The following is a 26,132-nucleotide window of genomic DNA, read 5'->3' as shown; positions in this document are numbered from 1 at the left end:
CTGTCCCGTATATCGGCAGCCTGACGCCAAAGTTGAGGGTCCGCCCGTCATTCCGGCACCAGAACGAAGCTGCTCTTCAGTCCCTGCGTGGCCGACGGGCCGACCCAGAGGTCGAAAGGCCCGGACTCGACGGTCGGTTTCAGGTCCTGGCCGATGAACATCAGGTCCGCCCGCGAGAGCGTGAAATCCACGTCTGCCGACTCGCCTGCGCCAATGCGCACTTTGCGAAAGCCCTTGAGCTCGCGCACCGGTCGCGTCACGCTGGCCGAGCGGGCACCGATGTAGAGCTGCACTACTTCCTCGGCCTCGCGCCGGCCGGTGTTGCTGATGCGCGCGCGGATCTTCAGCGACCCGTCCCACGCCATGCGGCCCGACGACTGGACCTCGAGCGCGTCGTATCGGATCCGCGCGTAGCCCATGCCGTAGCCGAAGGGATAGAGCGCGTCGTTGGTCGCATCGAGATAGCGGGCCTTGTACATCTGCGCCGGTGCATCCGGCAGTTGCGGCCTGCCGGTGCGCTTGTGGCTGTAGTAGTACGGCACCTGGCCGGGCGTCTGCGGAAAGCTCACCGGCAGCCGCCCCGAGGGATTGACGTCGCCGTAGAGCACATCGGCAATCGCGGGGCCGGTCTGCGAGCCGAGGAACCAGGTGACGAGGATCGCGCTGGCCTGCCGTACGCCGCCCTCGAGCGCGAGGGCGCGGCCGTTGCGCAGCAGGACAACCACCGGCTTGCCAGCCGCGACCACGGCATCGGCGAGGTCCTGCTGTGCCTTCGGGATCTCGATGTCGGACCGAGAACGCGCCTCGCCGGACATCTGTTCGTTCTCGCCGATCGACAGCACCACGATATCGGCATCGCGCGCCGCCGCGACCGCCGCGGCAATGCCGCCCGCGATCGGCGCGTTGACATCGGAGCCGCGCACCACCGTCAGCAGTTCAGGCGAGGCCAGCCGGCTGCGCATCGCTTCCTCGATGCCGACGGGCGGCGCCTGGTCGGGGAAGACGAGCCAGGGGCCGAAGAGGTCCGTGGTGCCGGCGAAGGGGCCGATCAGCGCGATCTTCTTGCCCGACCTGGGCAGCGGCAGCAGGTCGCCGTCGTTCTTGAGCAGCACGATGGAGCGGCTTGCCGCTTCACGCGCGAGCGCCTGATGGGCTGGCGCATCGAAGCGGGGACCGTCCTGCTTGTCCAGCCCGCGGAATGGCTGGTCGAACAGGCCCAGCTTGGCCTTGACCCGCAGCACGCGGCGCACCGCGTCGTCGAGCCGCGACTTCGGCACTTCGCCGGCCGAGACCAGGCCCGGCAGGTACTTCATGTACAGGCCGCTCTGCATGCTGACGTCGGTGCCCGCCAGGAAGGCACGCCGCGCGGCCTCGCGGCCATCGGCGGCGAAGCCATGCGCGATGAGTTCCTCGTCGGCCGTGTAGTCGGAGACGACGAAGCCCTGAAAGCGCCACTCCTTGCGCAGCACGCCGGTGAGCAGGGCCGCATTGGCGTTCGACGGAATGCCGCCGATCTCGTTGAACGCGCTCATGATGGACAGCGCGCCCGCATCGATCGCGGAGCGAAAGGGCGGCAGGTAGACCTCGCGCAAGGTGCGCTCCGACAGGTCGACCGTGTTGTAGTCGAGGCCGCCTTCCGCGGCGCCGTAGCCCGCGAAGTGCTTGGGCGTTGCCAGCATGGCGTCGGCGCGCGAGAGGTCGTTGCCCTGGAAGCCGCGCACCCGGGCGGCAGCGAATTGCCGGCCGATGTACACATCCTCGCCCGCGCCTTCTACGCCACGGCCCCATCGGGCATCGCGCGCGATGTCCACCATCGGCGCGAAGGTCCATCGGAAGCCGTCGGCGCTGGCCTCCTGCGCCGAGGCGCGCGCGGTGCGCTCGGCCAGCGCGGGCTCCCAACTGGCGGCCTCGGCCAGCGGCACCGGGAATACTGTGCGAAAGCCGTGGATGATGTCCGCGCCGAAGATCAGCGGAATGCCGAGCCGCGACTCCTTGACCGCCGCCTCCTGCGCGCGGCGCTTGCCCTCCAGGCCTTCGTTGTTGAAAAGGCCGGTCACCCGGCCGGCGCGGATGTCGGCCATCTGCTGCTCGAGGCTTTGTTTCGCGGCCTGCGGGTTGGCCACGATGTCCACGCCCGCCGGGGCGTACAGGCTCAACTGGCCGACCTTCTCTTCAACCGTCATGCGCCCGATGAGGGATTCGATGCGCGCGTCGGCCACCGATTGCTGCACGGTCGTGGTGCAGCCCGCGATGCAGGCGAGGAGAAGTCCCAGGGCGAGAGGAGGGATTCGACGAACGCTCATGACACGCCATTCTGGCGGACTGCGGCGCGGGCACAATCCGCGCCATGAGGCAATGGTTGCGAACGCAAGGTGGCTGGTGGCTCGCATGGCTGCTGGTCACCGGCGCCGGTGCGGTCTGGATCGCGCGCGCCGAGATCCAGCAGCTGCACGAGGATTTCGAGGTCAATGGGCGCATTGCGCATCGGCTGATGAGCCAGCAGGTCGTGCAGTACGACGCGGTGCTCGCGACGCTCGCGCTGCTGGAACCCATGCCGGGCGCGAACCAGCCCGAACGCCGGTTGCCGTCGGTCTATCCCTCGATCCTTGGCGTGCAGCGGCGTGAGGCGGGGGCAGAATGGCCCGATCCGCTGCTGGCTCAGGCCGAAGCCCGATCGCGCGAACTGCGACGCCCCGAACTCGCGACGAATGACTTCGCAAGCGGCCGCTATCGTCTCGTCATCGGCTCGGTGCCGACGAGCTACGCACTCGACATCGACCTCGCCACAGCCGTGCCATGGCGCGATTGGCCGATGGATCCGAAGACCAGCCCGGTGCGGGTGACGCTGGAACGGGCAGGGCAGTCCTTCGTGGTGCAGGCGGGCGATTCGAGCGCGCTCGATGGCTGGCGCTTCGATTTCCGCAAGGCTCTGGCTTCCGAGAGCCAGTCCTTCGATCTCGCGGCGGAACGCGTCGTGTCCCCGCGGGAACTGCCCTGGGGCCTGATGGCCGCGTGGGCGATCGCGGCCGGCGTGGTGCTCGCAGGTGCCTACACCTTGCTGCGGCAGCGCGTTGCGCGGCGGCGCGCGGAAGAGCTGTTGCGGCTCGGCCAGGTGGCACGGCTCAACGCACTGGGTGAACTGGCCGCCGGAATGGCGCATGAACTCAATCAGCCGCTGACAGCCGTGCTGGCGAACACGCAGGCAGCTCAGCGCTTGCTGAACGACGACCCGCCCGAGCTGGCGACCGCGCGCACGGCGATGCGACAGGCTGCGGAGCAGGCGCGCCGCGCCGCGGACGTGATCGGCCGCCTGCGCCGCGTGATCGCGCGCCCGGACCGCGACGCCGAGACGCGATCCGTGGTGTTGCAGGAGGCACTGCGGGGCGCCTTGCACCTGCTTGCGCCCGAATTCGATCGGCGCGCGGTGACGCCGGCCTTCGATGACGCCGCTCATGTGCCGGTCAAGGTCCGGGCCGACCCGGTCGCGCTCGAACAGATCGTCCACAACCTGCTGATGAATGCGCTCCAGGCGCTGGAAGACGTGCCTGCAGGCGAGCGTGGTCTTCGAATTGCGGTCGGCCGCGAAGGCGACCACGGCATCCTGACGGTGAGCGACAACGGACGCGGGATCGCACCTGAAGCCTTGCCGCGGATCTTCGAGCCCTTCTTCAGCACGCGCGAAGGCGGCCTGGGCCTCGGCCTCAGCCTGTGCGAGACGCTGGCCGCCGGCATGGGCGGTTCGCTCGCCGCCGAGCCTGCGCCGCCGCGCGGTGCCCGCTTCACGCTGCGGCTGCCGCTGGCTTCTTCCTCGATGGACCGCCACGCATGAACGAGCCGCTGTCCCCGCTGATCCACTTGATCGACGACGACCTCGCGGTGCGCGAGAGCCTCGCATTGCTGATCGGCACGGTGGGCCTTCGCACGCAGGCCTGGGCGGACCCGCAGGCCTTCATCGACGGCTTCGACCGCAGCAGCATCGGCGCGATCGTGCTCGACGTGCGCATGCCCGGCATCAGCGGGCTGACGGTGCTTGACACCTTGGTTGCCCAGGGCGTGGACCAGCCGGTGATCATGCTCACCGGGCATGGCACGGTGGAGATGTGCCGCCGCGCGTTCAAGGCCGGGGCGGCCGAGTTCCTCGAGAAGCCGGTGGATGACGAGCAGTTGCTCGAAGCCTTGCAGCAGGCGGTGCGGCAGCACGTCAACTCGCGCGAGCGGACGCAGGCCGACCAGGCCGCCCGTGATCGCTATCTGCAGCTTTCCGAGCGCGAGCGTGAAGTGCTCGGCTTCATCGTGGCGGGACTGACCAACAAGGAAATCGCCCGCGTGCTGGCGCTGTCGCCGCGCACGGTCGAGACGCACCGCGCCAATCTCTTCGGCAAGCTGGAGTGCGATTCGCTCGCGCAGCTGATCCGGCGCTACGCCGCGCTGGTCGACACTCCGTAGTTCTACGGAGTGGCGGGCGTAGCCGTACGAATGGTCTGCGCGCCGGGCAGTTTCTACAGTTGCCATGCGGTCGGCGAAATGCCGGCGCAAGCAACCCATCACCTCTGGAGAACTCCATGCACTCGACCCTTCGCCTCGGCGGCCTCGCCGTCCTGCTCGCCGCTTCCGCGATGACCGCGCAGGCGCAAGCCCAGGCACCCAGCCCGGCCGTGCGCGCCGAAAAGAACATGTCGCTCGAACTCGCCAACCAGATTGCCGCCGCCAGCGTTGCGGCTTGCGCGGCCAATGGCTATGCCGTTGCCGCGACGGTGGTCGACCGCTCGGGCACCGTGCGAGCCGTGCAGCGCGCCGACAACGCCGGCTCGCACACCCTGGGCGCCAGCGAGCGCAAGGCATGGACCTCGGCGTCGGCCAAGGCACCGACGCTCGCCATGATGGAGAACGCGCAGAAGAACCCCGCTGCGGCGAACCTCGTGAACATCCCCGGCTTCCTCCTGCTCGGCGGCGGCGTGCCGGTCAAGGTCGGCAATGAAGTGATCGGCGCCGTGGGCGTCGGCGGCGCGCCGGGAGGCCACCTGGACGAGCAGTGCGCGAACGCGGCGCTCGACAAGGTCAAGGGCCAGCTGGGCTGATCGACATGAAAGCCGCGCTGTACCGATCGGGCCTTGCCGCCGCCGTCGCGGCGCTGCTCATGATGGCCGGCGGCGTGGCGCTGGCGCAGGTGCCGCCGACGGCGGCCGAAGTGCAGGCCTACCAGGGGCTGCACCAGGCCGCGTGGCGCGGCGACATGAGCCGGCTCAGGTCGCTGATCGCGGCCGGTGCGGACCTCGACGCACGCGACGGCCTCGGCCGTACGCCTGTGCATGTGGCGGCCTATGCGCGCCAGCGCGACGCCATCGCCGTGCTGGCCAAGGCCGGTGCGAACCTCGACCGCCTGGAAGGCGACCGCTATGACGCGGTCACGATCGCCGCAGTCGCGGACGACGTGCCGACGCTTGCGCTGCTGCTGTCGCTCGGCGCCAGCGCCGGCCAGACCACGAGCCGCTACGACGGCACGGCGCTCATCGCGGCGGCTCACCTTGGCAACGACGAGATCGTGCGCCGCTTGATCGCCGGGGGCGCTCCGCTGGACCACGTCAACAACTTGCACTGGACCGCACTGATCGAGTCGATCGTGCTCGGCGATGGCGGGCCGCGCCACCAGCGCACGCTGATCGCGCTGGTCGACGCGGGCGCCAATCTGCAACTCGCGGACCGGCAGGGCAATACCCCGCTGCAGCTTGCCAGGGCGCGCGGCTACGGCGCCATGGTCGAAAAGCTCAAGGCCTCGGGCGCAAAGTAGGGGCGGCTCGGGGACAATCGGGCGATCCTTTTCGCAGGACTCGCCCCATGTACACACCGCCCCAGTTCAACTCCACGGACCGTGAGACCGCCGCGGAGTTGATGCGCGCGCATCCCTTTGCGACGCTGATCTCGAACGACGACGACGGACTGCCCTACATCACGCACCTGCCGCTGGTGCTGGACGATCGCGGGGAAGGCGGCTTCGCGCTGCTCGGTCACTGCGCCAAGCCCAACGCGCATTGGCGCTACCTCCGGGCGCGGCCCACGGCAGTCGTAAGCTTCCTGGGGCCGCATGCCTACATGTCGCCGTCGGTCTACCCGGATCTGGCGCGCGTTCCGACCTGGAACTACCTGGCGGTGAATTGCACGGTCGAAGCCCGGCTCATCGAAACGCCCGCCGAGAAGGACGCGTTGCTCAAGCGGCTGATCGGCGAGCACGAGCCGGCATACGCGCAGCAATGGCGCGATCTCGGCGAAGACTTCCAGCTCAAGATGCTCAACGGCATCGTCGGCTTCGAGCTGCGCGTGACGGCGCTGCAATGCAAGCTCAAGCTCAACCAGCACCGCAAGGAAGCGCACGCCGCCATGCATGCGCGCTACAGCGTGGGATCGCCGGACGAACAGGCGCTGGCCGGCTGGATGAAGCGCCTGGGCATGGACGTTGCCGCCGCGGTGCAGGCGGCGGAGATCTGAGATGCGCGTCATCGGATTGATCGGTCTCGTTCTCGCGCTGGCCATCGTCGGGCTGCTCGTCAAGAAGCAACTGGGCGGCATGGCGGCACCCGCACTCTCGACTGGCCCGGCACCCGCCGGCAGCGCGCCAGCCGGCGATGCCCGCGCGCAAAGCCAGCAAGTCCAGCAGCAATTCAAGCAGTCGCTCGACGCCGCGATGCAGCAACGGCGTCCCGCCACCGATGACAACTGACGAGCACTGGATGGGTTTGGCGCTGGCCGAGGCGCGACAGGCGGCCGATGCCGGCGAGGTGCCCGTGGGTGCCGTGGTGGTGAAGGATGGTGCGCTGGTCGCGAGTGGCCGCAACGCACCCGTCGCGCTGCACGACCCGAGCGCGCATGCCGAGATCAACGCGCTGCGGGCGGCCGGAGCGGCACTGGGAAACTACCGTCTCGATGGATGCGAACTGTTCGTGACGCTGGAGCCTTGCGCCATGTGTGCCGGCGCCATGCTGCACGCGCGGCTCGCCCGCGTGGTCTTCGGCGCCGCGGATCCGAAGACCGGCGCGGCGGGGTCGGTGATCGACCTGCTCGCGCAGCCGCAACTGAACCACCACACGCGGGTGCTGGGTGGTGTGCTGGCGGCCGACTGCCAGTCGCTTCTGCAGAACTTCTTCCGCGACCGTCGCAGCGCGGCACGCGAGGCGGCCGAGCCCTTGCGGGACGATGCACTGCGCACACCGTCCGATCGCTTCAGCGCGCTGCTCGACTATGCGTTTGCCCCGCACTACGTGAGTGATCTCCCAAGCCTGCAAGGCTGGCGCATGCACTATCTGGACGAGGGGCCGCAGGACGCCGCATCCGCCTTGCTTTGCCTGCACGGACCTGGGGAATGGAGCTACCTGTTCCGGCACCTCGCAGGCGTGCAGGGCCTGCGCGTGCTGGCGCCCGACCTCATCGGTTTCGGGCAGAGCGACAAGCCCAAGCGCGAGACCGTGCATCAACTCGCGTGGCATCGCGACGTGCTGATCGAGTGGCTCGATCGCCTGCAGCCGGGTCCGATGGCGCTCGTGCACAGCGTGAATGCATCTGCGCTGGCATCGCTGCTCGCAACGGCGGCACCGGATCGCTTCCCGTGGGTGACGGTCGCGCCGGATGGCGGTGAACCTGCGTCCGATGCGTGGCGCGCACCGTTTCCAGATCGCGGTTACGAGGCCGCCTTGCGCGCGCTGGGGCCGGTGCCAAAGCGGGTCTCGGGCCCTACCGCCGCACAGGCGGTCCAGTTGGCACGGGAGGCAATGGGATACTTCGCCCCGTGAAAAAACACATCTACATCTATTCGCCCTCCAGCGCCGTGCGCGACAAGGCTGCATTCAAGCGTGGCGTCAAACGGCTCCAGGCACTCGGTCATGAGGTCGAGATCGACGAAGCCGCCCTGGCAACCCATCAGCGCTTTGCTGGCGACGACGCCACGCGCCTGGCTGCGATCTCACGCGCCTCAGCCAGCGGTGCCAACGTGGCGCTGATCTCGCGCGGCGGCTATGGGCTCACGCGCATCCTGGACGCGATTCCGTACAAGGCGGTCGCCAAGGCCATTCACCACGGGACCGAGTTCGTCGGACTGAGCGACTTCACCGCTTTCCAGAGCGCACTGCTGGCCAAGACCGGCGCCGTGACTTGGGCCGGCCCCGCGGTGGGCGAAGACTTCGGCGCCGAAGCCGGGGCCGACGACATCATGGAAGCCTGCTTCGACGATCTGCTGAGCGGGCAGGGCGAGGGCACGGGTTGGCGCATGCCGGCGCGCGACAGCGCCGATCTTCCGAAGCTGCGCAGCATCCACGACGCCGTGCTGTGGGGGGGCAATCTGTGCGTGCTGACCAGCCTGCTCGGCACGCCTTACTTCCCGGCGATCGACAAGGGCGTGCTGTTCCTGGAGGACGTCAACGAGCATCCCTACCGAGTCGAGCGCATGCTCGACCAGCTGCGCCATGCGGGTGTGCTCGGGCGCCAGAAGGCAGTGATTCTGGGCTCGTTCACCGGCACGAAGAAGGTGCCGCACGACCGTGGCTTCGGCATGCAGACCGTCGCGGCGCGCCTGCGCGAGTTGATCAAGCCGCCGGTCCTGAGCGGGCTGCCTTTCGGTCACGTGCCGACGAAGGTGCTCCTGCCGGTCGGCGCCAAGGTCGAGGTGGCGGCCGATGGGCGCGATGTCTTCATGGTGTGGGGGCATCGGCACGCTCATTGAGCGTGCCGGAGGGCGCACTGGCCGCGAGGGCGGGGCGCCGTCTCAGGTGATGATGCGCTGATGGGTTCTCGGACCCATCGTGCCGGGCAGGCCGCCCTTGAACAGTCGATTGATCTGGCGCATCTGGCGCCGGGCGGCCACTTCGCCATCGACCGCGCTGAGCGCAGTCAGCACATCCTGGCGCAGATACCAGAGCGCTTCGAGGTCACCCGCAAAGCGGACACGCTGAGCCACGCGCTGGATCGAATGACCGCCGTGAACCTGCAACAGCGACAACATGGCGGTACGGATCTGGCCCATCTGGCGATCCGCGGAACGGCGAAAGCCGAGCCCGGGAAGGGACAGAAAGCGGAAGAACCTGCTGAGGGACACCATGGGGTAAAGGCGTGTTGCCGGAAACCTTGATGGCCGCTACGTTAAGGCTGCACCCACTGCGGCACAAGCGTGGAAACAATTATTCATGTTTAAAAACAACATACTTCACGAATCAGTTCGAGTACTGGTCGAAGAACTGATACCTAAGTGTTACTTTTCAAAATGAAACGTTGTGCGCTTACTGTCACGAAATGAAAAAGCAACAGCTTTCGCCACATCCATCGCGATTTGAGCGTTTGAGACAGGCTTTTTGCGCTGCTTTGCCATAATCGAATAGCGAGAGCTACCAAAAACTGCACAACATGGGCGCCAATTCCACTGTCGTATTTGCTGACTTGACGGGGAGCACCAGGGTTTTCGAGGCCATGGGGAATGCCCGTGCGACCGAAACGGTGACGCGCCTGACCCAGTGGATCGGCGGCGTGTGCGAATCGCATGGCGGCCGTGTCGTGAAATCGCTGGGTGACGGCGTCTTTGCCATCTTCGCCAACGGCGTGACCGCCACCCGCGCCGTGCTGGAAATGCAGCGCAACCATCAGAAGCGGCTGCAGACCTGGCCCGCCCCATTGCGCATGGAACTCCAGATCGGCGTCGCCAGCGGCGAGGTCGTCGAGGTCGATGGCGACTGCTATGGCGATGCGGTCAACCTGGCATCGCGTCTCAGCGATCTGGCCGGCCCCGGCCAGATCTGGGCGACCGAATCCGTCATCGAGCAGTTGCACGAAGGCGAAGTGCGCCATCGCAACCTCGGTCCGATCAATATCCGCGGCAAGGTCGAGATGCCGGTCGTCCATCGCGTCGACTGGCAGGACGAGGTTTCCGAATTCCTGACGATGCCTGCCGCGCTGATCCAGCCGGCGCGCGGTGCGGATTCGTCCTTCGGCCAGATCGAGCTCGCATGGCTCGACGTGCGTTCGATGTTTCGCGCCGCCGAATTGCCCATTCACCTGGGGCGGGTCGACGAGGCGCAGTTCGTCGTCAACGATCCGCGGGTATCGCGCCTGCATGCGCGCATCGAGGCGCGTCACGGCAGCTGCGTCCTGGTCGACGTGAGCACCTACGGCACCTGGGTCCGCTTCCACGGTACCGCGGGCGCCAGCGGCGAGATCGCGCTGCGGCGCGACGAGTGCGTGCTGCACGGCAGCGGCGAGATCGGCCTGGGTGCACCGCTCAGCGATTTCAGCGCGCCGACCATTTCGTTCAACACGACTGGTGGCAACGTGCTGCTGGCTCGTCGCGACGTTCGCTGAGCGCGCTTTGCGCCTGAGGGCTTCGATGGAAGGCCGGCCGGGCGCCCCGGTCGTCGAGCGGCTTGTTCGATTCCGCTATATCGAACTGAAGTTTGCTTCGTTCTCTTGTCATGTGTCTTCCCCACAATACGAGGCTTCTATGCCCGTCAAGACACGAACCATGAGCTTGCTCTCCCAATCGCTCCATCAGGCACAGCGCGTGATCGGCGTGACCGCCAAGGCCTGGGGCGTTGCCCCTGCGTCGGCGCATGCCATCGCACGCCGTGCGCATCACGGCTATGTGCCGGTCCGCGCATTGCGGCGCCTGGGCCTGGCGGCTTCCGGATCGACAGCGTCGTCCAGCATTGCCCATTCCTGGTGAGTGGCTCCGGCGCTTGGCTATTGGCGCCATTGGCCGATACTGACGGTCTGTTCTTCTCGCAGGCCGCAGATCATGAACACCCGCGCAGCGCCGAGTCCACTCCTCGTGTCCGATACGCGCACCGACCACATCCTGGGATCGGAAACATCGCCCGTCACCGTGGTCGAGTACGGAGACTTCGAATGCCCCTCGTGCCGGCAGGCGCATCCGGCGATGAAGATCGTCCTGGCGCACTTCGGCGACAAGGTTTGCTACGTGTTCCGCCACTTTCCATTGCGCGAAGTCCATCCGCACGCGGAACTGGCTGCGGAGGCGTCCGAGGCGGCAGCGGCGCAGCATAAGTTCTGGCCATACCATGATCTGCTGTTCGCCCATCAGCAGCATCTCGACGAGCAGCACCTGTTCGAATACGCGGAACAACTCGACCTGGAGATGCCCCGGTTTCGCAACGAGTTCCAGGATCACGTCTACCTGCAACGTGTGCAGGAACAGGTCGACAGCGGTCGCCGCGTCGGCGTGCGTTCGACACCGGCCTTCTATGTCAACGGCGTTGGCACCGACGTGACCTTCGGACTGCAGCGTCTGCACGAGGCGATCGACAAGGCCCTGCTCGCCCCTGCGGCGTAGCGACCGTCGATCTCAGGCCGATTCGAGCACCTGGAGTACGCGGCCATCGCCGATGAATGACTCGCCGACCAGCATGCGAAACGCCGTGTCGGCGGGAAATCGGGGCAGTGCCAGGGCCGGCGCCAGAAATTCCACTTCGATCGTCTGAGCCGTTCCGCGGCGAAAGGCTTCCCCGGGCCGTACCCACCATCTGGCAGAGAAGGCTTCGTTGTCGACGACGAGTGCGCAGCGGTGCTCGCCCTCGGCGACCGGCGTGTCGTGGGAGGGCAGCTTTGGCTGGCGCAGCGTGAGTTCGACGAGCGCATGGGCTTCGAAGGCGTCTCTTGCGTCGAAAGGCGAAGGCGCCTGCTCGGCCGGACGCCGAATCCGCGCAATGAGCCACGAAATGACGTTGCCGATGATCGGCACCCACAGCAGCATCAGCAGCGTGCCGATGTCGCGCAGGGTGGAGCCGGGCATCGCGAAGTGCCGCATGACGGCGCCCCCGATGGCGACGCACAGCAGGATGATGACGATGAGTCGGCGTCTGAACTGGATGGTGGTCATGTGGATGGGTAGCTTAGCGGGGTGCTGCCGGCCTCCGGCCGACAGGTGCTTATTCCAGAGGCAATGCGGTGGGAACCCGCGCCGGATCAGGCTGAGTGGGAGGGTCTCCCGCGACTACTCACAGTGTTATCCACAGAATCGCGGCACAACTCAGGCAGCGGTCAGCTTCGCCGACAGGCCTGCGAGACGCTGGAGATCGTCCAGCAGCAGATGCAGCGGACCGGCAAGCAGCGGGTCGACCTGGGCGGATGCCGAAATTGCCTGGAGTTCATCGAGATCCGGCTGGGCCTGCCCGGTCAAGGCATTGGCCACAGCCAGGAGTGCAGAGCTTGCGGCCTTGGCAATGTCTGGCGCGGGCTGCTCGCGCAGTACCCGGTTCAACACCGAGGTGTCCTGGACAACTCGACGCACCAGCCCTGCGAGGCGCTGGTGAACTCGCTCGTTGGCCGCTGGCCCCTTGCGCCGGAAGAGGCGCAACTCCCGATCCGCACTGCCCGCGAGCATCGACAGCCGATCGAGTGCATTTCGCAGTGCTGCGGCAGCCCTTTCCGCATCGGCCTCGCTGGTCTGGCCGCGGGCGCCTGACAACTGCAACTGACGTGCCATCCGCTGCAACAGCGTCGCGCATCCCTTGCAGAACCGGTCGGGCGCGCGATATCTCGACGAGGCGAGCGCCACGCCCATGGCAACACCGATGCCGATGGCCATCTGGACCACCCGCAGAACCGCCACTTGCAGGGCCGAATGACCGGCCAGTTTGCCCGCGGCAAGGATGATCAGCGCCGCAATCGGCGCGCTGCGCAACGCGGGGCTGGCGGCGCTCGCGAAGGAGAGCAGCGCGACGATTGCCAGCGTGCTGGCGATGACGTTGACGCCGATCTGCTGCAGCCAGACGCCCAGAAGACCGCCGAGCACACCGACAACTGTTGCGCGCGCACGGTCCCAGCCCGCGTCGAACGTGCCGCCCGAACTGGGGCGCATCACGATCAGCGTGCTCATCACGGCCCAGAATTGTTCCGGCAGGCCGACCAGCCTCGAAGCGACATAGGCAAGGACGATCGCGCAGGCCATCTGCATGCCATGGTGGCGCTTTTCTTCGTCCATGAGGAAGCGGCGCATCGCGCCGTGTGCCGACGATGCCGGGTTCACGCGTGCCGTCCGCCGGACTTGCCGGGCGCTGCGGCCGGCGAAGTGCCCGACGCTTCGCCGTCGAGCGATTCGACAATGCCTTCGAGCAGCGCACAGGCGCGCATCAGGACGGCACGATCAGATTCGTTGAGCGTGGTCTCGATGACCTTTGCGAGCGAGACATCGCCCGCCCGCACCGTCGAGACCAGGCGCTTCCTGCCCGTCGCGGTGAGGCTCAGCAACGATTGCCGGCCGTCCGACGCATGCGCCTTCCTGCCGAGCCACCCATCGGCCTCGAGTTCCGCAAGCAGCCGGGTCAGCGACTGCAGCTTGACGCCTTCGCGCGCTGCCAGCTCCGTCGGCGTCATGGCGCCGGCGCGGTAGAGCCGCCCGATGACGCTCAGCTTCGCCACGCTGATGCCGCCCTCGGGCGCGGGCCGCAAGCGGCGGGAGAGGGTGGTGACCGCGATGCGAAGTCGGGCGGCGCAGTCGGAGGCGTCGGAGGGGGTTGAAGTCACGCGAACTCGATTACCAAGATTTGTCGTAGCAGTTCAGGATCGAATGCTAAGACAAGCCTTGGTAAATCGCAAGATCGTTCACTCGTCGGGTTCGGCCCCGTCTCCTTGCGCATCGTCCACCCGCTGCATGTTCTCCAGGATCTTGAGCAGGTAGTGCAGGGTGTGCGTCACGTCGTTGACGGAGAAGCCATCGAGGACCTGGTCGTAGTAGGCGTAGATCTTGGGCTGCGCCTCGACCAGCCAGACCTTCCGGCCCGACGCGGTCATCGTCACCAGGCGCGAGCGCCGATCGCGTCCGTCCGGGGCTGTGCTCAGGTGCCCGTCGCGTTCCATCCGGCTGAGAAGCCCTGAGAGATTCTGCCGGCTCACCTTCAGATAGCGGGCCAGGTCGCCCACGCTCATGCCGCCTTCCGCCGTCGGTCTCGACAGTGCGCCGAGCACGGCCCATTGCTGCGTGGTCAGTCCCTCGGCCTCGACGGCGCGCGTCCCTGTTTTGTGCAACATATTGGCACATTGGTACAGGCGAAAAAAGACGCGATTGGCCAACTCCATTCGAGCTGTTTCGGCGTTTTCATTAGGGATAACCATGGTTTTTCTCATCGGAATCGGTGTACACAAAGATTGGCGTGCGTCCTAGAATATGTCAACACATTGACGTATTCGCGGTGCTTCTCGAGGCCGCAATGTCCAGACGATAGCAAGCTCGAAACCTGATTGGAGAACCTCATGCAAAGATTCGAAGGCAAGACAGTGGTGGTCACCGGCGGCGGTGGCGGGATCGGCGGCGCGACCTGCCGCCGCTTCGCCCAGGAAGGCGCGAAGGTGGCCGTGTTCGACATGAACGTGGACGCCGCCGAGAAAGTCGCCGCGCAGATTCGCGACACGGGCGGGCAGGCGCAGGCCTTCCGCTGCGACATCACCGACCGCGCCAGCGTCGACGTCGCCGTCGAGGCCACGCAGCAAGGCCTCGGCCCCATCGACGTGCTGGTCAACAATGCCGGCTGGGACGTGTTCAAGCCCTTCACCAGGACCGAGCCCGCGCAGTGGGACAAGCTGATCGCGATCAACCTGACCGGCGCACTGCACATGCATCACGCGGTGCTGCCCGGAATGGCGGCGCGCAAGGCCGGGCGCATCGTCAACATCGCATCCGACGCGGCGCGTGTGGGCTCCTCGGGCGAGGCGGTGTACGCCGCCTGCAAGGGCGGACTGGTGGCCTTCTCCAAGACCATCGCCCGCGAACATGCGCGCCACGGCATCACGGTGAACGTGGTGTGCCCCGGGCCGACGGACACCGCACTGTTCGCCGACTACAAGGAAGGCGCCGGCAATCCCGAGAAGCTGATGGAAGCGTTCACGCGCTCGATTCCTCTCGGCCGCATCGGCCAGCCCGACGACCTGCCGGGCGCGATCCTCTTCTTTGCGAGCGACGACGCGGGCTTCGTCACCGGCCAGGTGCTGAGCGTCTCCGGCGGCCTGACCATGAACGGTTGATGCCCGCACGCCCCCATTCGACACGTCACCCCATCCACAGGAGAACCCCATGGAATTCGAAGACATCCTCTATGAAACCCGCAACGGCGTGGCCTGGATCACCATCAACCGGCCCGACAAGATGAACGCCTTTCGCGGCCAGACCTGCGACGAGCTCATCAAGGCGCTCAATCGCGCCGGCTACGACAGGAGCATCGGCGCCATCGTGCTGGCCGGGGCGGGCGACCGCGCCTTCTGCACGGGCGGCGACCAGTCCGCGCACAACGGCAACTACGACGGCCGCGGCACCATCGGCCTGCCGATGGAAGAACTGCACGACGCGATCCGCAACGTGCCCAAGCCGGTGATCGCCCGCGTGCAAGGCTTCGCGATCGGCGGCGGCAATGTGCTGTGCACCATCTGCGACCTGACGATCTGTTCCGAGAAGGCCGTCTTCGGCCAGGTCGGCCCGAAGATGGGTTCCGTCGATCCGGGCTATGGCACCGCCTTCCTGGCCCGCGTGGTCGGCGAGAAGAAGGCCCGCGAGATCTGGTATCTGAACCGCCGCTACTCGGGCGCAGAGGCCGTGGCCATGGGCCTGGCCAACGCGGTGGTTCCGCATGAGCAGCTCGATGCCGAGGTTCAGAAGTGGGCCGAGGAAATCTGCGAGCGCAGCCCGACCGCCATCGCGATCGCCAAGCGCAGCTTCAACATGGACACGGCGCACCAGAGCGGCATCGCCGGCATGGGCATGTACGCGCTGAAGCTCTATTACGACACCGAAGAGTCGCGCGAGGGCGTCAATGCCCTGAAGGAAAAGCGCAAGCCCGATTTCCGCAAGTACGCGAAGTAGGGCGCTTACCCGCTGGCCCCCAAGGAGACGACATGAATCCCTACATCGACGAAGACCTCGCCGCGCTGGCCGAGCATGCGCGACGCTTTGCTGCCGGGCGCGTGGCGCCGGGCTTCCTGGAACGCGACAAGACCCGCGTGCTCGATCGTGCGCTGATGCGCGAGATGGGCGAGATGGGGTTCATCGCGCCCGAACTGCCCGAAGCGCACGGCGGGCAGGGCATGGGCTGCCTCGCGGCTGGTGTGATCCACGAAGAGATCGCGCGTGCCGACCTCAGCATGTCCTATGTCAACCTGCTGGCCTCGCTGAACGGGCAGATCCTTGCGGAACATGGCCGGCCGGAAGTGGTCGCGCCCTGGCTGCAGAAGCTCACGCGCGGCGAGGCGCTGTTTGCCATCGCGCTGACCGAGCCTCGCGGTGGCTCGGACGCAGCCAACCTTCGCCTGCGAGTCGAGCGCGTGGGCGACGAGTACGTGATCAACGGCGAGAAGACTTCCATCTCCGCAGCCGACCAGGCCGACGCGGCCGTGGTGTTCGGCCGCACCGGCTCGATCGAATCGGCGGCGCATGGCGTCACCGCGCTGCTCGTGCCGATGGACCTGCCGGGCGTCACGCGCAACCGCTTCGACTGCCACGGCCAGCGCGCCATCGGCCGCGGCTCGTTGTTCTTCGAGAACGTGCGCGTGCCGGTGAGCCATCGGCTCGGCGAGGAGAACAAGGGCTTCGTGCAGGTGATGCAGGGCTTCGACTTCTCGCGCGCGCTGATCGGCCTGCAGGTGATGGCCGTGGCCCGCGTGGCGTTGGAGGAAACCTGGGACTACGTCGCGCAGCGCGAGGCCTTCGGCAAGCCGCTGTCGGCGTTCCAGGGCGTGTCGCATCCGCTGGCGGATTTCGACACGCAAGTCGAGGCCGCGCGCCTGCTGTGCCTGCAGACGCTCTGGCTGAAGGACAAGGGCGCACCGCACACCGCCGAAGCCGCGATGTGCAAGTGGTGGGCGCCCAAGCTGGCCTACGACGTGGTGCACCAGTGCCTGCTCATGTTCGGCCACGGCGGCTACGACCGCGGCGTGATGGAGCAGCGCCTGCGCGACGTGCTGGGCTTCCAGATCGGCGACGGCACGGCCCAGATCATGAAGACCATCGTGGCGCGCACCCGCGCCGGCCGCAGCGCCGTACCTGCCTGAACTTCCACCCACCCCGCCAACGAGAAGAGGAGACAACCATGGAATTCGACGCCGTATTGCTGCCCCCACGCCGCGACCGGATGGTGATGCAGGGCCTGTGGCATGACCGCACCATCAACGACGACCTCGACGCCTGCGTCGCGACCTGCCCCGACAAGCTCGCGCTGACCGCGCTGCGGGTGGAGGACGGCGCCATGACCCGCTTCACCTACCGCGAGATGGCACAGATGGCCGATCGCATCGCGGTCGGCCTGGCCCGCCTGGGCGTGGGCCGCAATGACGTGGTGGCCTGCCAGTTGCCGAACTGGTGGCAGTTCACGCTGACCTACCTGGCCTGCTCGCGGCTGGGCGCCGTCATCAACCCGCTCATGCACATCTTCCGGGAACGCGAGCTGTCGTTCATGCTCAAGCACGGCGCGGCCAAGGTCATGATCGTTCCGAAGACCTTTCGCGGGTTCGACTTCGAGCGCATGGTGACCGAACTGCAACCGTCGCTTCCGGACCTGAAGCAGATCGTGGTGGTCGGCGGTACCGGGCCCCGAAGTTTCGAAGCACTGCTCAGCGGCCCGGCCTGGGAGAACGAAGCCGACGCGCAGGACATCCTCACGCGCAGCCGCCCCAGCCCGGACGACGTGACGCAGCTGATCTATACCTCCGGCACGACCGGCGAGCCCAAGGGCGTCATGCACTCGGCCAACACCACCATGGCCAACATCATTCCCTATGCGCAGCGCCTGCACCTCGGCGCCGACGACGTGGTGCTCATGGCCTCGCCGATGGCGCACCAGACCGGCTTCATGTACGGGCTGATGATGCCCATCATGCTCAAGGCCGGCGCCGTGCTGCAGGACATCTGGGAGCCGAAGCAGGCCATCGCGCTGATCCGGGAGGAGAAGGCGAGCTTCACCATGGCCTCCACGCCGTTCCTCACGGACCTGGCCAAGACCGTTGCCGAAACAGGCAAGGAGGTGCCCAGCTTGCGCACCTTCCTGTGCGCGGGCGCCCCGATTCCAGGACCGCTGGTCGAACAGGCGCGACAGGCGCTCGGCGCCAAGATCGTCTCGGCCTGGGGCATGACCGAGAACGGCGCCGTCACGCTGACCCAGCTGGACGACGATGACGAGCGTTCGATCCACACCGACGGCCGCCCGCTGCCGGGCGTGGAGATCAAGGTCGTCGACGTGGATGGGGAGGCCCTGCCGACGGGCGAGGTCGGCCGGCTGATGCTGCGCGCGTGCTCGAACTTCGGCGGCTACCTGCATCGCCCGAAGCTCAACGGCACCGACGCGGACGACTGGTTCGACACGGGCGATCTGGCGCGCATCGATGCGCGGGGCTACATCCGCATCACCGGTCGGAGCAAGGACGTGATCATCCGTGGCGGCGAGAACATCCCGGTCGTCGAGATCGAGTCGCTGCTCTACCGCCATCCGGACATCGCCATGGCCGCCATCGTCGCCTACCCCGACGAGCGGCTCGGCGAGCGAGCCTGTGCGGTGGTCGTTCCCCGGCCCGGGAAGAGCATCGACCTGCCGTCGCTCGTGGCGTTCCTGAAGACGCAGAAGGTGGCGATCCAGTACATCCCCGAGCGGCTCGTCGTGCGCGAGGCCATGCCGTCCACACCGTCGGGAAAGATCCAGAAATTCAAGCTGCGCGAACTGCTGCGCGACGACGCTCCCTGAGCCGCAGGTGCATCGATTTCCATCACTACAACGGAGACAAGACATGGACTTTCATTTCCCTGCGGCCGTGCGCCGGAGTCTGGTTCGCGCCGCCATTGGCATGGGCATGCTTGGCGCAGCCTGTGCGCTCCAGGCGCAGACGGCTGCAAACTGGCCCGCAAAGCCCATCCGCGTGGTCGTCGGCTTCGCGCCCGGCGGCAGCACCGACGTGATGGCGCGCATCCTCTCGCAAGCGCTGTCCGAATCCCTCGGCCAGCCAGTCGTCATCGACAACAAGCCCGGCGCCAGCGGCAACATCGCGGCATCGGAAGTGGTGCGCGCCGCACCGGACGGGCATACCTTCCTGATCGCGCCCACCTCGGTCGAAACGGCCAATCCCTCGCTCTTCAAGTCGAGCATCCTGCCTTCGCGCGACCTCACGCCGGTCGCGAGCGTCGGACGCACGCAGATGTACCTCGTGGCCAAGCCGCAGATGGTTGCCAAGGACGCACGGGACCTCGTCGCACTGGCGAAGGCCAGGCCGGGCACCTTGTCCTATGCCTCGGCCGGCGCAGGCACGCCGCCGCACCTGGCCTGCGAACTGTTCAAGCAGGCGACCGGCACCTACATCACCCACATCCCCTACCGTGGTGCGGCGCCCGCGCTGCAGGACGTGCTGTCGGGCCAGGCCGACTTCGTCTGCGATCCGGGCATTGCGTTTCCCCATATCCGCACCGGCAAGGTCAAGCTGCTGGGCATCGTGAGCGCCAAGCGCTCGCCTTTCTTTCCCGACGTTCCGACCGTGGGCGAGCAGGGCTTTCCGGGTGCCAACCTCGACATCTGGTTCGGCATGTGGGCGCCCAACGGGACTTCTCCCGACATCGTGGCCCGCATGAACCGGGAGATCGGCAAGGCCCTGTCGCAGGCTGCCGTCAAGTCGCGCTACGGCGATCTCGGCGCAGAGCCGATCGCGATGGACACCGCCGAATTTCGCAAGCTGCTGGTCAACGAGGGCACGCTGCTGTCCGGGTTGATCAAGGAACAGAAGATCGTCGTGGACTGACCGGAAGCGAGCCGCCATGCAAGAGCAACCCATCCTCGTGGAGACCCAGGGCCGGGTCGGCCTCATCAGGCTGAACCGACCGCAGCAGATGAACGCGCTCGACGACGCGCTGATGGACGCGCTCGGCGCGGCGCTGCTGGCCTTCGATGCGAACGCGGAGATCGGCGCCATCGTCATCACCGGCAACGCCAAGGCCTTCGCGGCCGGGGCCGACATCGCGGCGATGGCGGACTGGAGCTACATGGACGTCTTCCAGGGCGACTTCATCACCCGCAACTGGGAAACCATCCGCCGCGTTCGCAAGCCGGTGATCGCGGCGGTGGCAGGCTTCGCGATGGGTGGCGGGTGCGAACTGGCGATGGCCTGCGATCTCATCGTCGCGGCCGAATCCGCCCGCTTCGCGCTGCCCGAGATCAAGCTGGCGATGCTGCCCGGCGCGGGCGGCACCCAGCGCCTGCCGCGCGCCATCGGCAAGGCGAAGGCCATGGACATGTGCCTGACGGGCCGCATGCTGGATGCCGCCGAAGCCGATCGCTACGGGTTGGTCTCGCGCGTGGTGCCCGACGAAAGTCTGCTGTCCGACACCCTCGACCTCGCGACCCGCATGGCCGGCTTCTCCCTACCAGCGCTGATGGCGATCAAGGAGTCCGTGAATCGCGCCTGGGAGGCATCGCTCACCGAAGGCATCGGCTTCGAGCGGCGGCAACTCCATGCCCGCTTTGCCAGCGAGGATGCGCACGAAGGCATGCATGCATTTCTTGCGAAGCGCAAGCCGGAGTTCAGGCACCGGTAGCACTTACCACTTGGGATGCACCGGCGCGAACACCGGGCGGAACAGATAGCGGCGAGCGATTTCGCTGTAGCCCCGGTAGTAGAAATGACCGTTGCCGGCCAACACGGCGGCACGGTGGCGCCGGAAATGCACGGGGATCTCGTACCAGGGCATCGTGGGCGCACGGTGGTGCACGTGATGCAGGTTGTTGTAGAGGTAGAGCAGGCCGAAGAGCAGGTTGGATTCGACGATCGCCACGCGCTCGTGCGGCGTGTCGCTCCAGCGGTGTTCGGTGAAGGAGCGCAACGCGCCGAGCATCATGCCGGGGTACACGAAGCAGAGCAGGTAGGTGCCGAGGCTCATCCCGCAGACCTCGATCACGAAGTACAGAACCGGCGCCACGCTCAGCGCATGTGCGAGCCAGATCCCGAGGTGTGAGAAGTCACCGGCGACGAGGCGCCCGACCTCGCCGCGCACCAGCTTGTAGAGCCGCAGCACCGGGCCCAGCACCACGCGAAAGGCCAGGGTCTGGTTGGCCTGGTAGATCCACCGCCATGCCGTGCCGTAGGCCGCCCATGCGGGCGCGGAGTGGTAGGCGCTCTCGGTGTCGCGCTGGGGATGCGTCAGGTGGAAGTTGACGTGGTGTGCGCTGTGCCCGCGGTTGTAGAGGGGGTAGGGCAGCCACAGGTTGATCGGCAGCCACACGATCCCCCATCGCAGCCATTGGGGCAGGTGGCGCATGGCATGAATGCTCTCGTGCTGCAGCGAGAAGTGCAGTTGAGCCAGATAGCCGCCGAGCACGAACAGCAGCCAGCCCGGCACCGTGCGGTGCAAGGCGACCAGGGCGGCCCAGGCCGCATAGATCGCCACGGCCAGGACCAGGGTCGGGAGTTCGTAGTGGCGCCACCAGGGCGCACGCGCCGCACGAGGGGAGGAAGCGGGAATGGGCACGTTTGTCATGGCTCGTCCGATGCGGCGCGATGATAGGAAGCCCGCTCTCATCCGCATGCGCCCATTCCTCATGTTCATATGCGCAAAGCTTTGTTCGCGGCAGCGCGTGGACGACCTAGATTCGTCCGTTTTCACGCTCCGGCGCCACGCCTGACCCATGAACCTTTCGAAACGCCGCGGCCTGCTCCCGGTGCTTGCGCTTGCCCTGTCCAGCTACGCCTTTGCCGCGGGCGACTATCCGAACAGGACCGTCCGCGTCGTGGTGCCCTATCCGGCCGGCGGCATTGCCGACAAGGTTGCCCGCGAGGTGGCGGAACAGCTCCAGCAGCGGCTCAGGCAGCCGGTGGTCGTCGAGAACCGCAGTGGTGCGGCGGGCAACATCGGCTTCGAGCACGTTGCCCGGCAACCGGCCGACGGCTATACGCTGCTGCTGGCGCCCGCGTCCAACCTCACCGTGCAGCCCGTGTTGTTCAAGCATCTGAGCTACGACCTGGAACGCGATTTCACGCCCGTGTCCCTGCTGGTGCAGACGCCGCAGGTGCTGCTCGTCCATCCGTCGCTGCCGGTGGACAGCGTGCAGTCGCTGGTCGACTACTCGAAGAAGAATCCCGGCAAGGTCAACTACGGCGTCAGCGTCGGTGCGTACTCCCATCTGGCTGGCGAGTTGCTGCGCAGCCGCACCGGCGCCGACTTCACGGCCATTCCCTACCAGGGCAGTGCACCTGCGATCAACGACCTGCTGGCGGGCCAGACGCAGTTCATCTTCAACGAGGTGATCACCGCGATCCCGCACATCCAGGCGGGCAAGCTCAAGCCGCTCGCAGTGGCCTACAGCACGCGTGCGCCGTGGCTGCCCAAGGTGCCGACGACGGCAGAGGCGGGTTTCCCCGACTTCGAGGTCACGTCGTGGTACGGCATCGTGGCGCGCAGCGGAACGCCCGCGCCGGTGGTGGACCGGCTTGCGCGCGAGTTGAGGGCCATCGTGCAGTCGCCCGACTTCAGGAAGCGCTACGACGACATCGGCGCCTTCACCGTGGGAAGCTCGCCGGAAGAGTTCGGACGCTTCATCCAGTCTGAAACGCGCAAGTGGACCGCGGTGGTGAAGCAGGCGGAGATCCAGCCCAATTGAGCGACGCCGGCATTTCGCCCCAGGCGCTGCGCGACCTGCTGCTCGGTCCGACGGAGTTGGCACTCCTGGACGTGCGGGAGGCGCGCTGGTTCGACGCGGGCCATCCCAATCTGGCGCGAAACGCGCCCTTGAGCACGCTGGAACTGCACATACGAGCATTCGTTCCGCGGCTCGATACCGACGTCGTCATCTACGACGCGAACGATGCCGATGACGGTCCTGCAGCCGCGGCGCAGGCCCTGCTACGCGGCCTCGGCTATTCCGGGGTGCGGCGGCTGACGGGCGGGCTCCAGGCCTGGGTCGCGTCGGGCCATCCCGTCATCGATGGCTACAACACGCTGGTCAAGGCTTTCGGCGACGGCGTGCGGCAGCACTACGACACGCCGGTACTGCCGCTTGCCGAGCTGGAGGCGCGGCGGCGCGGCGGCGTGCCCACGACGGTGATCGACGCACGCCCCCGGGCGGAGTACGAGTTCCTGTCGATCGACGGCGCGCGCAACTATCCCGGCACCGAATTGGCGCTGCGACGCTTCGCATCCGGCGACCCGGACCACGTCTGGGCCATCAACTGCTTCAGCCGAACGCGCGGAATCATCGGCACCACGACGCTGCGGCTCCTCGGATGCGCGCCTGCGGCAGCCTTCGTGGAGGACGGCGTGATGGCCTGGGGACTGCGCGGCGCCCCGGTGGTGCAGAACGCAGTCCCTGTCGACGACGTGCCGGCGGAGGAACCGGCCGTGCTGCAGGTGCTCGCGGAGGATCTGCGATCGCGCTACGGCCTGAAGTGCATCGACGCGAAGGGCCTGGTTCGGCTGCGCGCCGAGTCGGACAAGACCCTCTACGTCTTCGACGTGCGTCCGCTCGCCGATCCCGCTGCAGCCGAGGCGTGCGCGGCGCGCCACGTGCCCGGTGGGCAGTTGCTGATGCATTTCGAGAATCTCGTGGGCACGCGCAATGCCCGCATCGTTCTCATTGACGATGTTCATCTGCTGCGGGCCTCCATCACGGCTTTCTGGCTCACGCAGTTGAATCAGGCCGAGGTGCATGTACTGCAAGGCGAGTTGCCGCCGGCAATGCTCCCCGAGGCGCCGCAGGGGGCGGTTGCCGACCAGGCGCCGGACGCGCCGGAGGCGCTCGACGCCCATCGGCTCGCCGAACTGCTCGAGGCCGGACGCGCGCAAGTCGTCGATGTCGGCCCGAGCATCGACTACGAGCGCGGGCACCTGCCCGGCGCGTACTTCCTCCTCCCTGCGTCGGTGACGCCGCTCGAGGTGCTCCTGCCTTCGGATGGCGCCATCGTGTTCACCTCGCCGGACGGCGCAGCCGCCCGACTGGCGGCGCGCGACGCGCAGCGCCGCTGGCCGGATGCCACGGTGGCCTGGCTGGAGGGCGGCACGCAGGCCTGGCAGGCGCGGGGCCACGCGCTGGAGTCCGAGCTTCGGGCCTCCCGGCTGCTGACCCCATTCGACGACGACTGGGGTTCCGTCATGCGCGTTTTCGGCCCGCGCCGCGACGCGGTGTGGGATGCCTACCTCCGGTGGGAGCGCGGCCTCGGCGCCCGCGTGGCCGAGGACCCGACGGTGCAGTTCCGCTTCTTCCGCCAGTCGGCTTCCCGTTGAAGGGGCCGTCGCCGGCGCTTGCGTCGCCACGCCGGGTAGCGTCACGCGATACTGCTGCGGTTCGACGACGCCAAGGCTGTCCGTCGTGCCTACATTGCCGGGCATGACGCCGCTCAGCACCACTCATTCAGGCAATCCCCGGTCCTTCTCGCGCCCAGGCGTCCATCGACCGACGCGCGGCTGGGTTGAACTCGTGGTTCTCACGCTCTCCATTCCCGCGGCCGCCTTGCGGGACTGGCGGGCGCGGGGGACGGCAGACGGCGCGGATGCGCTCGAAGAGCTGGACGAAGTGGAATGGCAGGAAGCCGCTGCTGCAACAGCGCACGAAACCCCGGTGCCTCAGGACTGGCTCTTCTGGAGCTTCTTCATGTGCACCGCGATCGCTGCGTTGCCCCTGATCGGCATTCGCTGGACCACGCCCGAGGTCGCGTCCACGGCCTGCGCATTCGAGGATGCCATCCTGCTGGCGCTGCCCGTCGTCATCCCGTTGCCGTTTCTTTTCATGGGGTGCGTGGGCGTGCTGGTCTTCCAGCCGGCATCGCGAACGCCCGCCGTATTCGGGATCTTCGGCGTGGCGATGGCGCTTGCGCTCGCCGCGGCGCACGCGCTGCTTGCCTAGGCGCTTGACATGCAGGTATTTACCTGCATAAGATGCGCCCACGCACAAACACTACGAATGGACGCTGACAAGGTTTTCAAGGCACTGGGCGACCCCACACGCAGGAAGCTGCTCGACCTGCTGTACGAGCGGAACGGGCAGACGCTGGGCGAACTCTGCGAGCACCTGGACATGACGCGGCAATCGGCCACCCAGCACATCGGGCTCCTCGAGGAGGCCAATCTGGTGAGCACGGTCTGGCGCGGCCGGGAGAAGCTGCACTTCATCAACCCGGTGCCGCTGCATGAGGTCTACGAGCGGTGGGTGCGGAAATTCGAACGCCAGCGGCTCGGGCTGCTGCACGACCTGAAGAAGCAACTCGAAGGAGAGTGACGATGAGCAAAGAGAAGACCAGCTTCGTTTACGTGACCTACATCCGCTCGACGCCGGAGAAAGTGTTCGAGGCCATCACGAAACCGGAGATCGCGCGGCGCTACTGGGGCCACGAGAACGTCTCCGATTGGAAGCCCGGATCGACGTGGGAACACGTGCGCGCCGATGAGCAGCGCACGGTCCAGGTGGTCGGCAAGGTGGCCGAGGTCGCGCCGCCGACGCGCCTGGTCATCACGTGGGCGAATGCCTCGCAGGCCGCCGATCCGGCCAGCTACAGCCGCGTGAGCTTCAACGTCGAGGCCTACGACGAGATGGTGCGGCTGACCGTCACCCACGACGAACTCGAGGCCGGCAGCGGGATGGCCAAGGGCATCCAGCAGGGCTGGCCGATCGTGCTTTCCAGCCTGAAGTCCCTGCTGGAAACGGGGCAGGGCATCGATGTCTTCGCCAAGGCGAAGGCGGCCTGAACCGGAGTTGTCCATGACCCAGCCCTACACCGGCGGATGCGCGTGCGGCGCGATCCGCTACGCAACGAAGCACGCACCAGTCTTCCAGAATCACTGCCAGTGCCGCGACTGCCAGCGGCGCAGCGGCACCGGACACGGCTCATACCTGACCTTTCCCGCACGCGCCGAGATGACGATCACCGGCGAGGCGACGCATTGGCAGGTCGCCGGCGACAGCGGAAACGGGAAGGTCCACGCTTTCTGCCCGGTCTGCGGAACGCCGGTCTACCTGAGCTTCGTCGCGATGCCGGACCTGATCGCGGTCCACGCGGGCAGCCTGGACGATCCGGACCGCTTCGCGCCGCAAGTTCTCACCTACAGCGTCGGCGGGTTGGCGTGGGACGCCATCGATCCGTCGTTGCAGGCATTCGAGCGGATGCCGTCCGGCTAGGCCGCGCAGGGGCGTCACGGGGCGGCA

Annotated in this window: 30 protein-coding genes; 23 read left to right on the top strand and 7 right to left on the bottom strand. The window is 67.2% G+C overall.

Translation table 11 applies throughout. The annotated features are described in order from the left end of the window. Positions 1 to 47: 47 nt before the first annotated feature. Positions 48 to 2,303: a glycoside hydrolase family 3 N-terminal domain-containing protein gene (locus QTH90_RS05565; protein ID WP_286663514.1), complete on the bottom strand. Its 2,256-nt coding sequence runs from the start codon at positions 2,301 to 2,303 to the stop codon at positions 48 to 50. A 44-nt stretch (positions 2,304 to 2,347) separates the two neighbouring features. Here QTH90_RS05565 and QTH90_RS05560 point away from each other — a divergent pair, with 44 nt between their 5' ends. The 8 genes from QTH90_RS05560 to QTH90_RS05525 all read left to right on the top strand — a co-directional run bounded on the left by QTH90_RS05560 (position 2,348) and on the right by QTH90_RS05525 (position 8,707). Then, positions 2,348 to 3,829, top strand: coding sequence for a sensor histidine kinase (locus tag QTH90_RS05560; RefSeq protein WP_286663513.1), 1,482 nt, complete (start codon positions 2,348 to 2,350; stop codon positions 3,827 to 3,829). Further along, positions 3,826 to 4,446: a response regulator transcription factor gene (locus QTH90_RS05555; RefSeq protein WP_286663512.1), complete on the top strand. Its 621-nt coding sequence runs from the start codon at positions 3,826 to 3,828 to the stop codon at positions 4,444 to 4,446. Before QTH90_RS05560 ends, QTH90_RS05555 begins: the two co-directional genes overlap by 4 nt. A gap of 116 nt (positions 4,447 to 4,562) precedes the next feature. Beyond that, positions 4,563 to 5,078: a GlcG/HbpS family heme-binding protein gene (locus tag QTH90_RS05550; protein WP_286568337.1), complete on the top strand. Its 516-nt coding sequence runs from the start codon at positions 4,563 to 4,565 to the stop codon at positions 5,076 to 5,078. 5 nt (positions 5,079 to 5,083) lie between these two features. Continuing rightward, on the top strand, positions 5,084 to 5,788 hold the full coding sequence (locus tag QTH90_RS05545) for an ankyrin repeat domain-containing protein (protein WP_444814674.1): 705 nt from the start codon (positions 5,084 to 5,086) through the stop codon (positions 5,786 to 5,788). A 47-nt stretch (positions 5,789 to 5,835) separates the two neighbouring features. After that, positions 5,836 to 6,483, top strand: coding sequence for an FMN-binding negative transcriptional regulator (locus QTH90_RS05540; RefSeq protein ID WP_286663511.1), 648 nt, complete (start codon positions 5,836 to 5,838; stop codon positions 6,481 to 6,483). Position 6,484: 1 nt separating this feature from the next. Continuing rightward, positions 6,485 to 6,715, top strand: coding sequence for a hypothetical protein (locus QTH90_RS05535; protein WP_286663510.1), 231 nt, complete (start codon positions 6,485 to 6,487; stop codon positions 6,713 to 6,715). After that, the gene (gene tadA, locus QTH90_RS05530) at positions 6,705 to 7,781 is read left to right on the top strand and encodes a tRNA adenosine(34) deaminase TadA (protein WP_286663509.1); all 1,077 of its coding nucleotides are present in this window, start codon (positions 6,705 to 6,707) and stop codon (positions 7,779 to 7,781) included. The genes QTH90_RS05535 and tadA overlap by 11 nt, the downstream gene beginning before the upstream one ends. Further along, entirely contained in the window at positions 7,778 to 8,707 is a 930-nt protein-coding gene (locus QTH90_RS05525; protein ID WP_286663508.1) for an LD-carboxypeptidase, read from the top strand. Before tadA ends, QTH90_RS05525 begins: the two co-directional genes overlap by 4 nt. A 42-nt stretch (positions 8,708 to 8,749) precedes the next feature. Here QTH90_RS05525 and QTH90_RS05520 read toward each other — a convergent pair whose 3' ends face one another. Next, positions 8,750 to 9,007 carry a hypothetical protein gene (locus tag QTH90_RS05520; RefSeq protein WP_286568332.1) on the bottom strand — a complete coding sequence of 86 codons (258 nt, stop codon included), beginning with the start codon at positions 9,005 to 9,007 and terminating at the stop codon, positions 8,750 to 8,752. 377 nt (positions 9,008 to 9,384) lie between these two features. On the opposite strand from QTH90_RS05520, the gene QTH90_RS05515 reads away from it, so the two are divergent. From QTH90_RS05515 to QTH90_RS05505, 3 genes are all read left to right on the top strand, one after another. Beyond that, positions 9,385 to 10,332, top strand: a complete 948-nt coding sequence (locus QTH90_RS05515; RefSeq protein WP_286663507.1) for an adenylate/guanylate cyclase domain-containing protein — start codon at positions 9,385 to 9,387, stop codon at positions 10,330 to 10,332. 160 nt (positions 10,333 to 10,492) lie between these two features. Beyond that, on the top strand, positions 10,493 to 10,693 hold the full coding sequence (locus QTH90_RS05510; protein WP_286663506.1) for a hypothetical protein: 201 nt from the start codon (positions 10,493 to 10,495) through the stop codon (positions 10,691 to 10,693). A gap of 72 nt (positions 10,694 to 10,765) precedes the next feature. Further along, positions 10,766 to 11,320 (top strand): DsbA family protein, encoded by a 555-nt coding sequence (locus tag QTH90_RS05505; protein WP_286663505.1) that lies wholly within the window; start codon positions 10,766 to 10,768, stop codon positions 11,318 to 11,320. Between the two features lie 12 nt (positions 11,321 to 11,332). On the opposite strand, the gene QTH90_RS05500 is transcribed toward QTH90_RS05505, so the two are convergent. The 4 genes from QTH90_RS05500 to QTH90_RS05485 all read right to left on the bottom strand — a co-directional run bounded on the left by QTH90_RS05500 (position 11,333) and on the right by QTH90_RS05485 (position 14,100). Beyond that, the gene (locus QTH90_RS05500) at positions 11,333 to 11,866 is read right to left on the bottom strand and encodes a hypothetical protein (protein WP_286663504.1); all 534 of its coding nucleotides are present in this window, start codon (positions 11,864 to 11,866) and stop codon (positions 11,333 to 11,335) included. 150 nt (positions 11,867 to 12,016) lie between these two features. After that, the gene (locus QTH90_RS05495) at positions 12,017 to 13,015 is read right to left on the bottom strand and encodes an FUSC family protein (protein WP_286663503.1); all 999 of its coding nucleotides are present in this window, start codon (positions 13,013 to 13,015) and stop codon (positions 12,017 to 12,019) included. Further along, complete coding sequence (locus tag QTH90_RS05490; RefSeq protein ID WP_286663502.1) at positions 13,012 to 13,512, bottom strand: MarR family winged helix-turn-helix transcriptional regulator; 501 nt, start codon at positions 13,510 to 13,512, stop codon at positions 13,012 to 13,014. Before QTH90_RS05490 ends, QTH90_RS05495 begins: the two co-directional genes overlap by 4 nt. A 78-nt stretch (positions 13,513 to 13,590) precedes the next feature. Continuing rightward, a complete protein-coding gene (locus QTH90_RS05485) occupies positions 13,591 to 14,100 on the bottom strand; it encodes a MarR family winged helix-turn-helix transcriptional regulator (protein WP_286664467.1) in 510 nt (169 codons plus the stop codon). Positions 14,101 to 14,238: 138 nt separating this feature from the next. On the opposite strand from QTH90_RS05485, the gene badH reads away from it, so the two are divergent. The 6 genes from badH to QTH90_RS05455 are packed head-to-tail and all read left to right on the top strand — an operon-like array spanning position 14,239 to position 20,539. Then, positions 14,239 to 15,006, top strand: coding sequence for a 2-hydroxycyclohexanecarboxyl-CoA dehydrogenase (gene badH, locus QTH90_RS05480; RefSeq protein WP_286663501.1), 768 nt, complete (start codon positions 14,239 to 14,241; stop codon positions 15,004 to 15,006). 49 nt (positions 15,007 to 15,055) lie between these two features. Continuing rightward, a complete protein-coding gene (gene badI, locus QTH90_RS05475; protein ID WP_286663500.1) occupies positions 15,056 to 15,838 on the top strand; it encodes a 2-ketocyclohexanecarboxyl-CoA hydrolase in 783 nt (260 codons plus the stop codon). Between the two features lie 32 nt (positions 15,839 to 15,870). After that, positions 15,871 to 17,022, top strand: a complete 1,152-nt coding sequence (gene aliB / locus QTH90_RS05470) for a cyclohexanecarboxyl-CoA dehydrogenase (protein ID WP_286663499.1) — start codon at positions 15,871 to 15,873, stop codon at positions 17,020 to 17,022. A gap of 38 nt (positions 17,023 to 17,060) precedes the next feature. Then, a complete protein-coding gene (gene aliA, locus QTH90_RS05465; protein ID WP_286663498.1) occupies positions 17,061 to 18,704 on the top strand; it encodes a cyclohexanecarboxylate-CoA ligase in 1,644 nt (547 codons plus the stop codon). A gap of 43 nt (positions 18,705 to 18,747) precedes the next feature. Beyond that, positions 18,748 to 19,746: a Bug family tripartite tricarboxylate transporter substrate binding protein gene (locus QTH90_RS05460; protein WP_286663497.1), complete on the top strand. Its 999-nt coding sequence runs from the start codon at positions 18,748 to 18,750 to the stop codon at positions 19,744 to 19,746. Between the two features lie 16 nt (positions 19,747 to 19,762). Beyond that, the gene (locus tag QTH90_RS05455) at positions 19,763 to 20,539 is read left to right on the top strand and encodes an enoyl-CoA hydratase (RefSeq protein ID WP_286663496.1); all 777 of its coding nucleotides are present in this window, start codon (positions 19,763 to 19,765) and stop codon (positions 20,537 to 20,539) included. Positions 20,540 to 20,542: 3 nt separating this feature from the next. On the opposite strand, the gene QTH90_RS05450 is transcribed toward QTH90_RS05455, so the two are convergent. After that, a complete protein-coding gene (locus QTH90_RS05450; protein ID WP_286663495.1) occupies positions 20,543 to 21,478 on the bottom strand; it encodes a fatty acid desaturase in 936 nt (311 codons plus the stop codon). Positions 21,479 to 21,626: 148 nt separating this feature from the next. On the opposite strand from QTH90_RS05450, the gene QTH90_RS05445 reads away from it, so the two are divergent. From QTH90_RS05445 to QTH90_RS05420, 6 genes are all read left to right on the top strand, one after another. Beyond that, on the top strand, positions 21,627 to 22,598 hold the full coding sequence (locus tag QTH90_RS05445) for a Bug family tripartite tricarboxylate transporter substrate binding protein (protein ID WP_286663494.1): 972 nt from the start codon (positions 21,627 to 21,629) through the stop codon (positions 22,596 to 22,598). Then, positions 22,595 to 24,217 carry a rhodanese-like domain-containing protein gene (locus QTH90_RS05440; protein WP_286663493.1) on the top strand — a complete coding sequence of 541 codons (1,623 nt, stop codon included), beginning with the start codon at positions 22,595 to 22,597 and terminating at the stop codon, positions 24,215 to 24,217. Before QTH90_RS05445 ends, QTH90_RS05440 begins: the two co-directional genes overlap by 4 nt. 85 nt (positions 24,218 to 24,302) lie before the next feature. Next, positions 24,303 to 24,836, top strand: coding sequence for a hypothetical protein (locus tag QTH90_RS05435; protein WP_286663492.1), 534 nt, complete (start codon positions 24,303 to 24,305; stop codon positions 24,834 to 24,836). A gap of 57 nt (positions 24,837 to 24,893) precedes the next feature. Beyond that, positions 24,894 to 25,208 carry an ArsR/SmtB family transcription factor gene (locus tag QTH90_RS05430; RefSeq protein ID WP_286663491.1) on the top strand — a complete coding sequence of 105 codons (315 nt, stop codon included), beginning with the start codon at positions 24,894 to 24,896 and terminating at the stop codon, positions 25,206 to 25,208. Between the two features lie 2 nt (positions 25,209 to 25,210). Then, entirely contained in the window at positions 25,211 to 25,675 is a 465-nt protein-coding gene (locus QTH90_RS05425; protein WP_286663490.1) for an SRPBCC family protein, read from the top strand. A gap of 13 nt (positions 25,676 to 25,688) precedes the next feature. Further along, a complete protein-coding gene (locus tag QTH90_RS05420) occupies positions 25,689 to 26,105 on the top strand; it encodes a GFA family protein (RefSeq protein ID WP_286663489.1) in 417 nt (138 codons plus the stop codon). Positions 26,106 to 26,132: the final 27 nt, after the last annotated feature.

The sequence above is a fragment of the Variovorax flavidus genome, assembly GCF_030317145.1.
Lineage (GTDB): Bacteria > Pseudomonadota > Gammaproteobacteria > Burkholderiales > Burkholderiaceae_C > Variovorax > Variovorax flavidus.
The sequence above is the reverse complement of the archived record's forward strand: the minus strand, read 5'-3'. Positions and strand labels throughout refer to the sequence as shown.

Coding starts and splice junctions, on each gene's coding strand:
- QTH90_RS05420 (WP_286663489.1), top strand. CDS start 25,689: ATGACCCAGCCCTACACCGGCGGATGCGCGTGCGGCGCGATCCGCTAC.
- QTH90_RS05520 (WP_286568332.1), bottom strand. CDS start 9,007: ATGGGCCAGATCCGTACCGCCATGTTGTCGCTGTTGCAGGTTCACGGC.
- QTH90_RS05430 (WP_286663491.1), top strand. CDS start 24,894: ATGGACGCTGACAAGGTTTTCAAGGCACTGGGCGACCCCACACGCAGG.
- QTH90_RS05485 (WP_286664467.1), bottom strand. CDS start 14,100: ATGGTTATCCCTAATGAAAACGCCGAAACAGCTCGAATGGAGTTGGCC.
- QTH90_RS05500 (WP_286663504.1), bottom strand. CDS start 11,866: ATGACCACCATCCAGTTCAGACGCCGACTCATCGTCATCATCCTGCTG.
- QTH90_RS05555 (WP_286663512.1), top strand. CDS start 3,826: ATGAACGAGCCGCTGTCCCCGCTGATCCACTTGATCGACGACGACCTC.
- QTH90_RS05450 (WP_286663495.1), bottom strand. CDS start 21,478: ATGACAAACGTGCCCATTCCCGCTTCCTCCCCTCGTGCGGCGCGTGCG.
- QTH90_RS05535 (WP_286663510.1), top strand. CDS start 6,485: ATGCGCGTCATCGGATTGATCGGTCTCGTTCTCGCGCTGGCCATCGTC.
- QTH90_RS05445 (WP_286663494.1), top strand. CDS start 21,627: ATGAACCTTTCGAAACGCCGCGGCCTGCTCCCGGTGCTTGCGCTTGCC.
- QTH90_RS05540 (WP_286663511.1), top strand. CDS start 5,836: ATGTACACACCGCCCCAGTTCAACTCCACGGACCGTGAGACCGCCGCG.
- QTH90_RS05460 (WP_286663497.1), top strand. CDS start 18,748: ATGGACTTTCATTTCCCTGCGGCCGTGCGCCGGAGTCTGGTTCGCGCC.
- QTH90_RS05515 (WP_286663507.1), top strand. CDS start 9,385: ATGGGCGCCAATTCCACTGTCGTATTTGCTGACTTGACGGGGAGCACC.
- QTH90_RS05505 (WP_286663505.1), top strand. CDS start 10,766: ATGAACACCCGCGCAGCGCCGAGTCCACTCCTCGTGTCCGATACGCGC.
- QTH90_RS05560 (WP_286663513.1), top strand. CDS start 2,348: ATGAGGCAATGGTTGCGAACGCAAGGTGGCTGGTGGCTCGCATGGCTG.
- badH (WP_286663501.1), top strand. CDS start 14,239: ATGCAAAGATTCGAAGGCAAGACAGTGGTGGTCACCGGCGGCGGTGGC.
- tadA (WP_286663509.1), top strand. CDS start 6,705: ATGACAACTGACGAGCACTGGATGGGTTTGGCGCTGGCCGAGGCGCGA.
- QTH90_RS05510 (WP_286663506.1), top strand. CDS start 10,493: ATGAGCTTGCTCTCCCAATCGCTCCATCAGGCACAGCGCGTGATCGGC.
- aliA (WP_286663498.1), top strand. CDS start 17,061: ATGGAATTCGACGCCGTATTGCTGCCCCCACGCCGCGACCGGATGGTG.
- badI (WP_286663500.1), top strand. CDS start 15,056: ATGGAATTCGAAGACATCCTCTATGAAACCCGCAACGGCGTGGCCTGG.
- QTH90_RS05550 (WP_286568337.1), top strand. CDS start 4,563: ATGCACTCGACCCTTCGCCTCGGCGGCCTCGCCGTCCTGCTCGCCGCT.
- QTH90_RS05455 (WP_286663496.1), top strand. CDS start 19,763: ATGCAAGAGCAACCCATCCTCGTGGAGACCCAGGGCCGGGTCGGCCTC.
- QTH90_RS05425 (WP_286663490.1), top strand. CDS start 25,211: ATGAGCAAAGAGAAGACCAGCTTCGTTTACGTGACCTACATCCGCTCG.
- QTH90_RS05545 (WP_444814674.1), top strand. CDS start 5,084: ATGAAAGCCGCGCTGTACCGATCGGGCCTTGCCGCCGCCGTCGCGGCG.
- aliB (WP_286663499.1), top strand. CDS start 15,871: ATGAATCCCTACATCGACGAAGACCTCGCCGCGCTGGCCGAGCATGCG.
- QTH90_RS05565 (WP_286663514.1), bottom strand. CDS start 2,303: ATGAGCGTTCGTCGAATCCCTCCTCTCGCCCTGGGACTTCTCCTCGCC.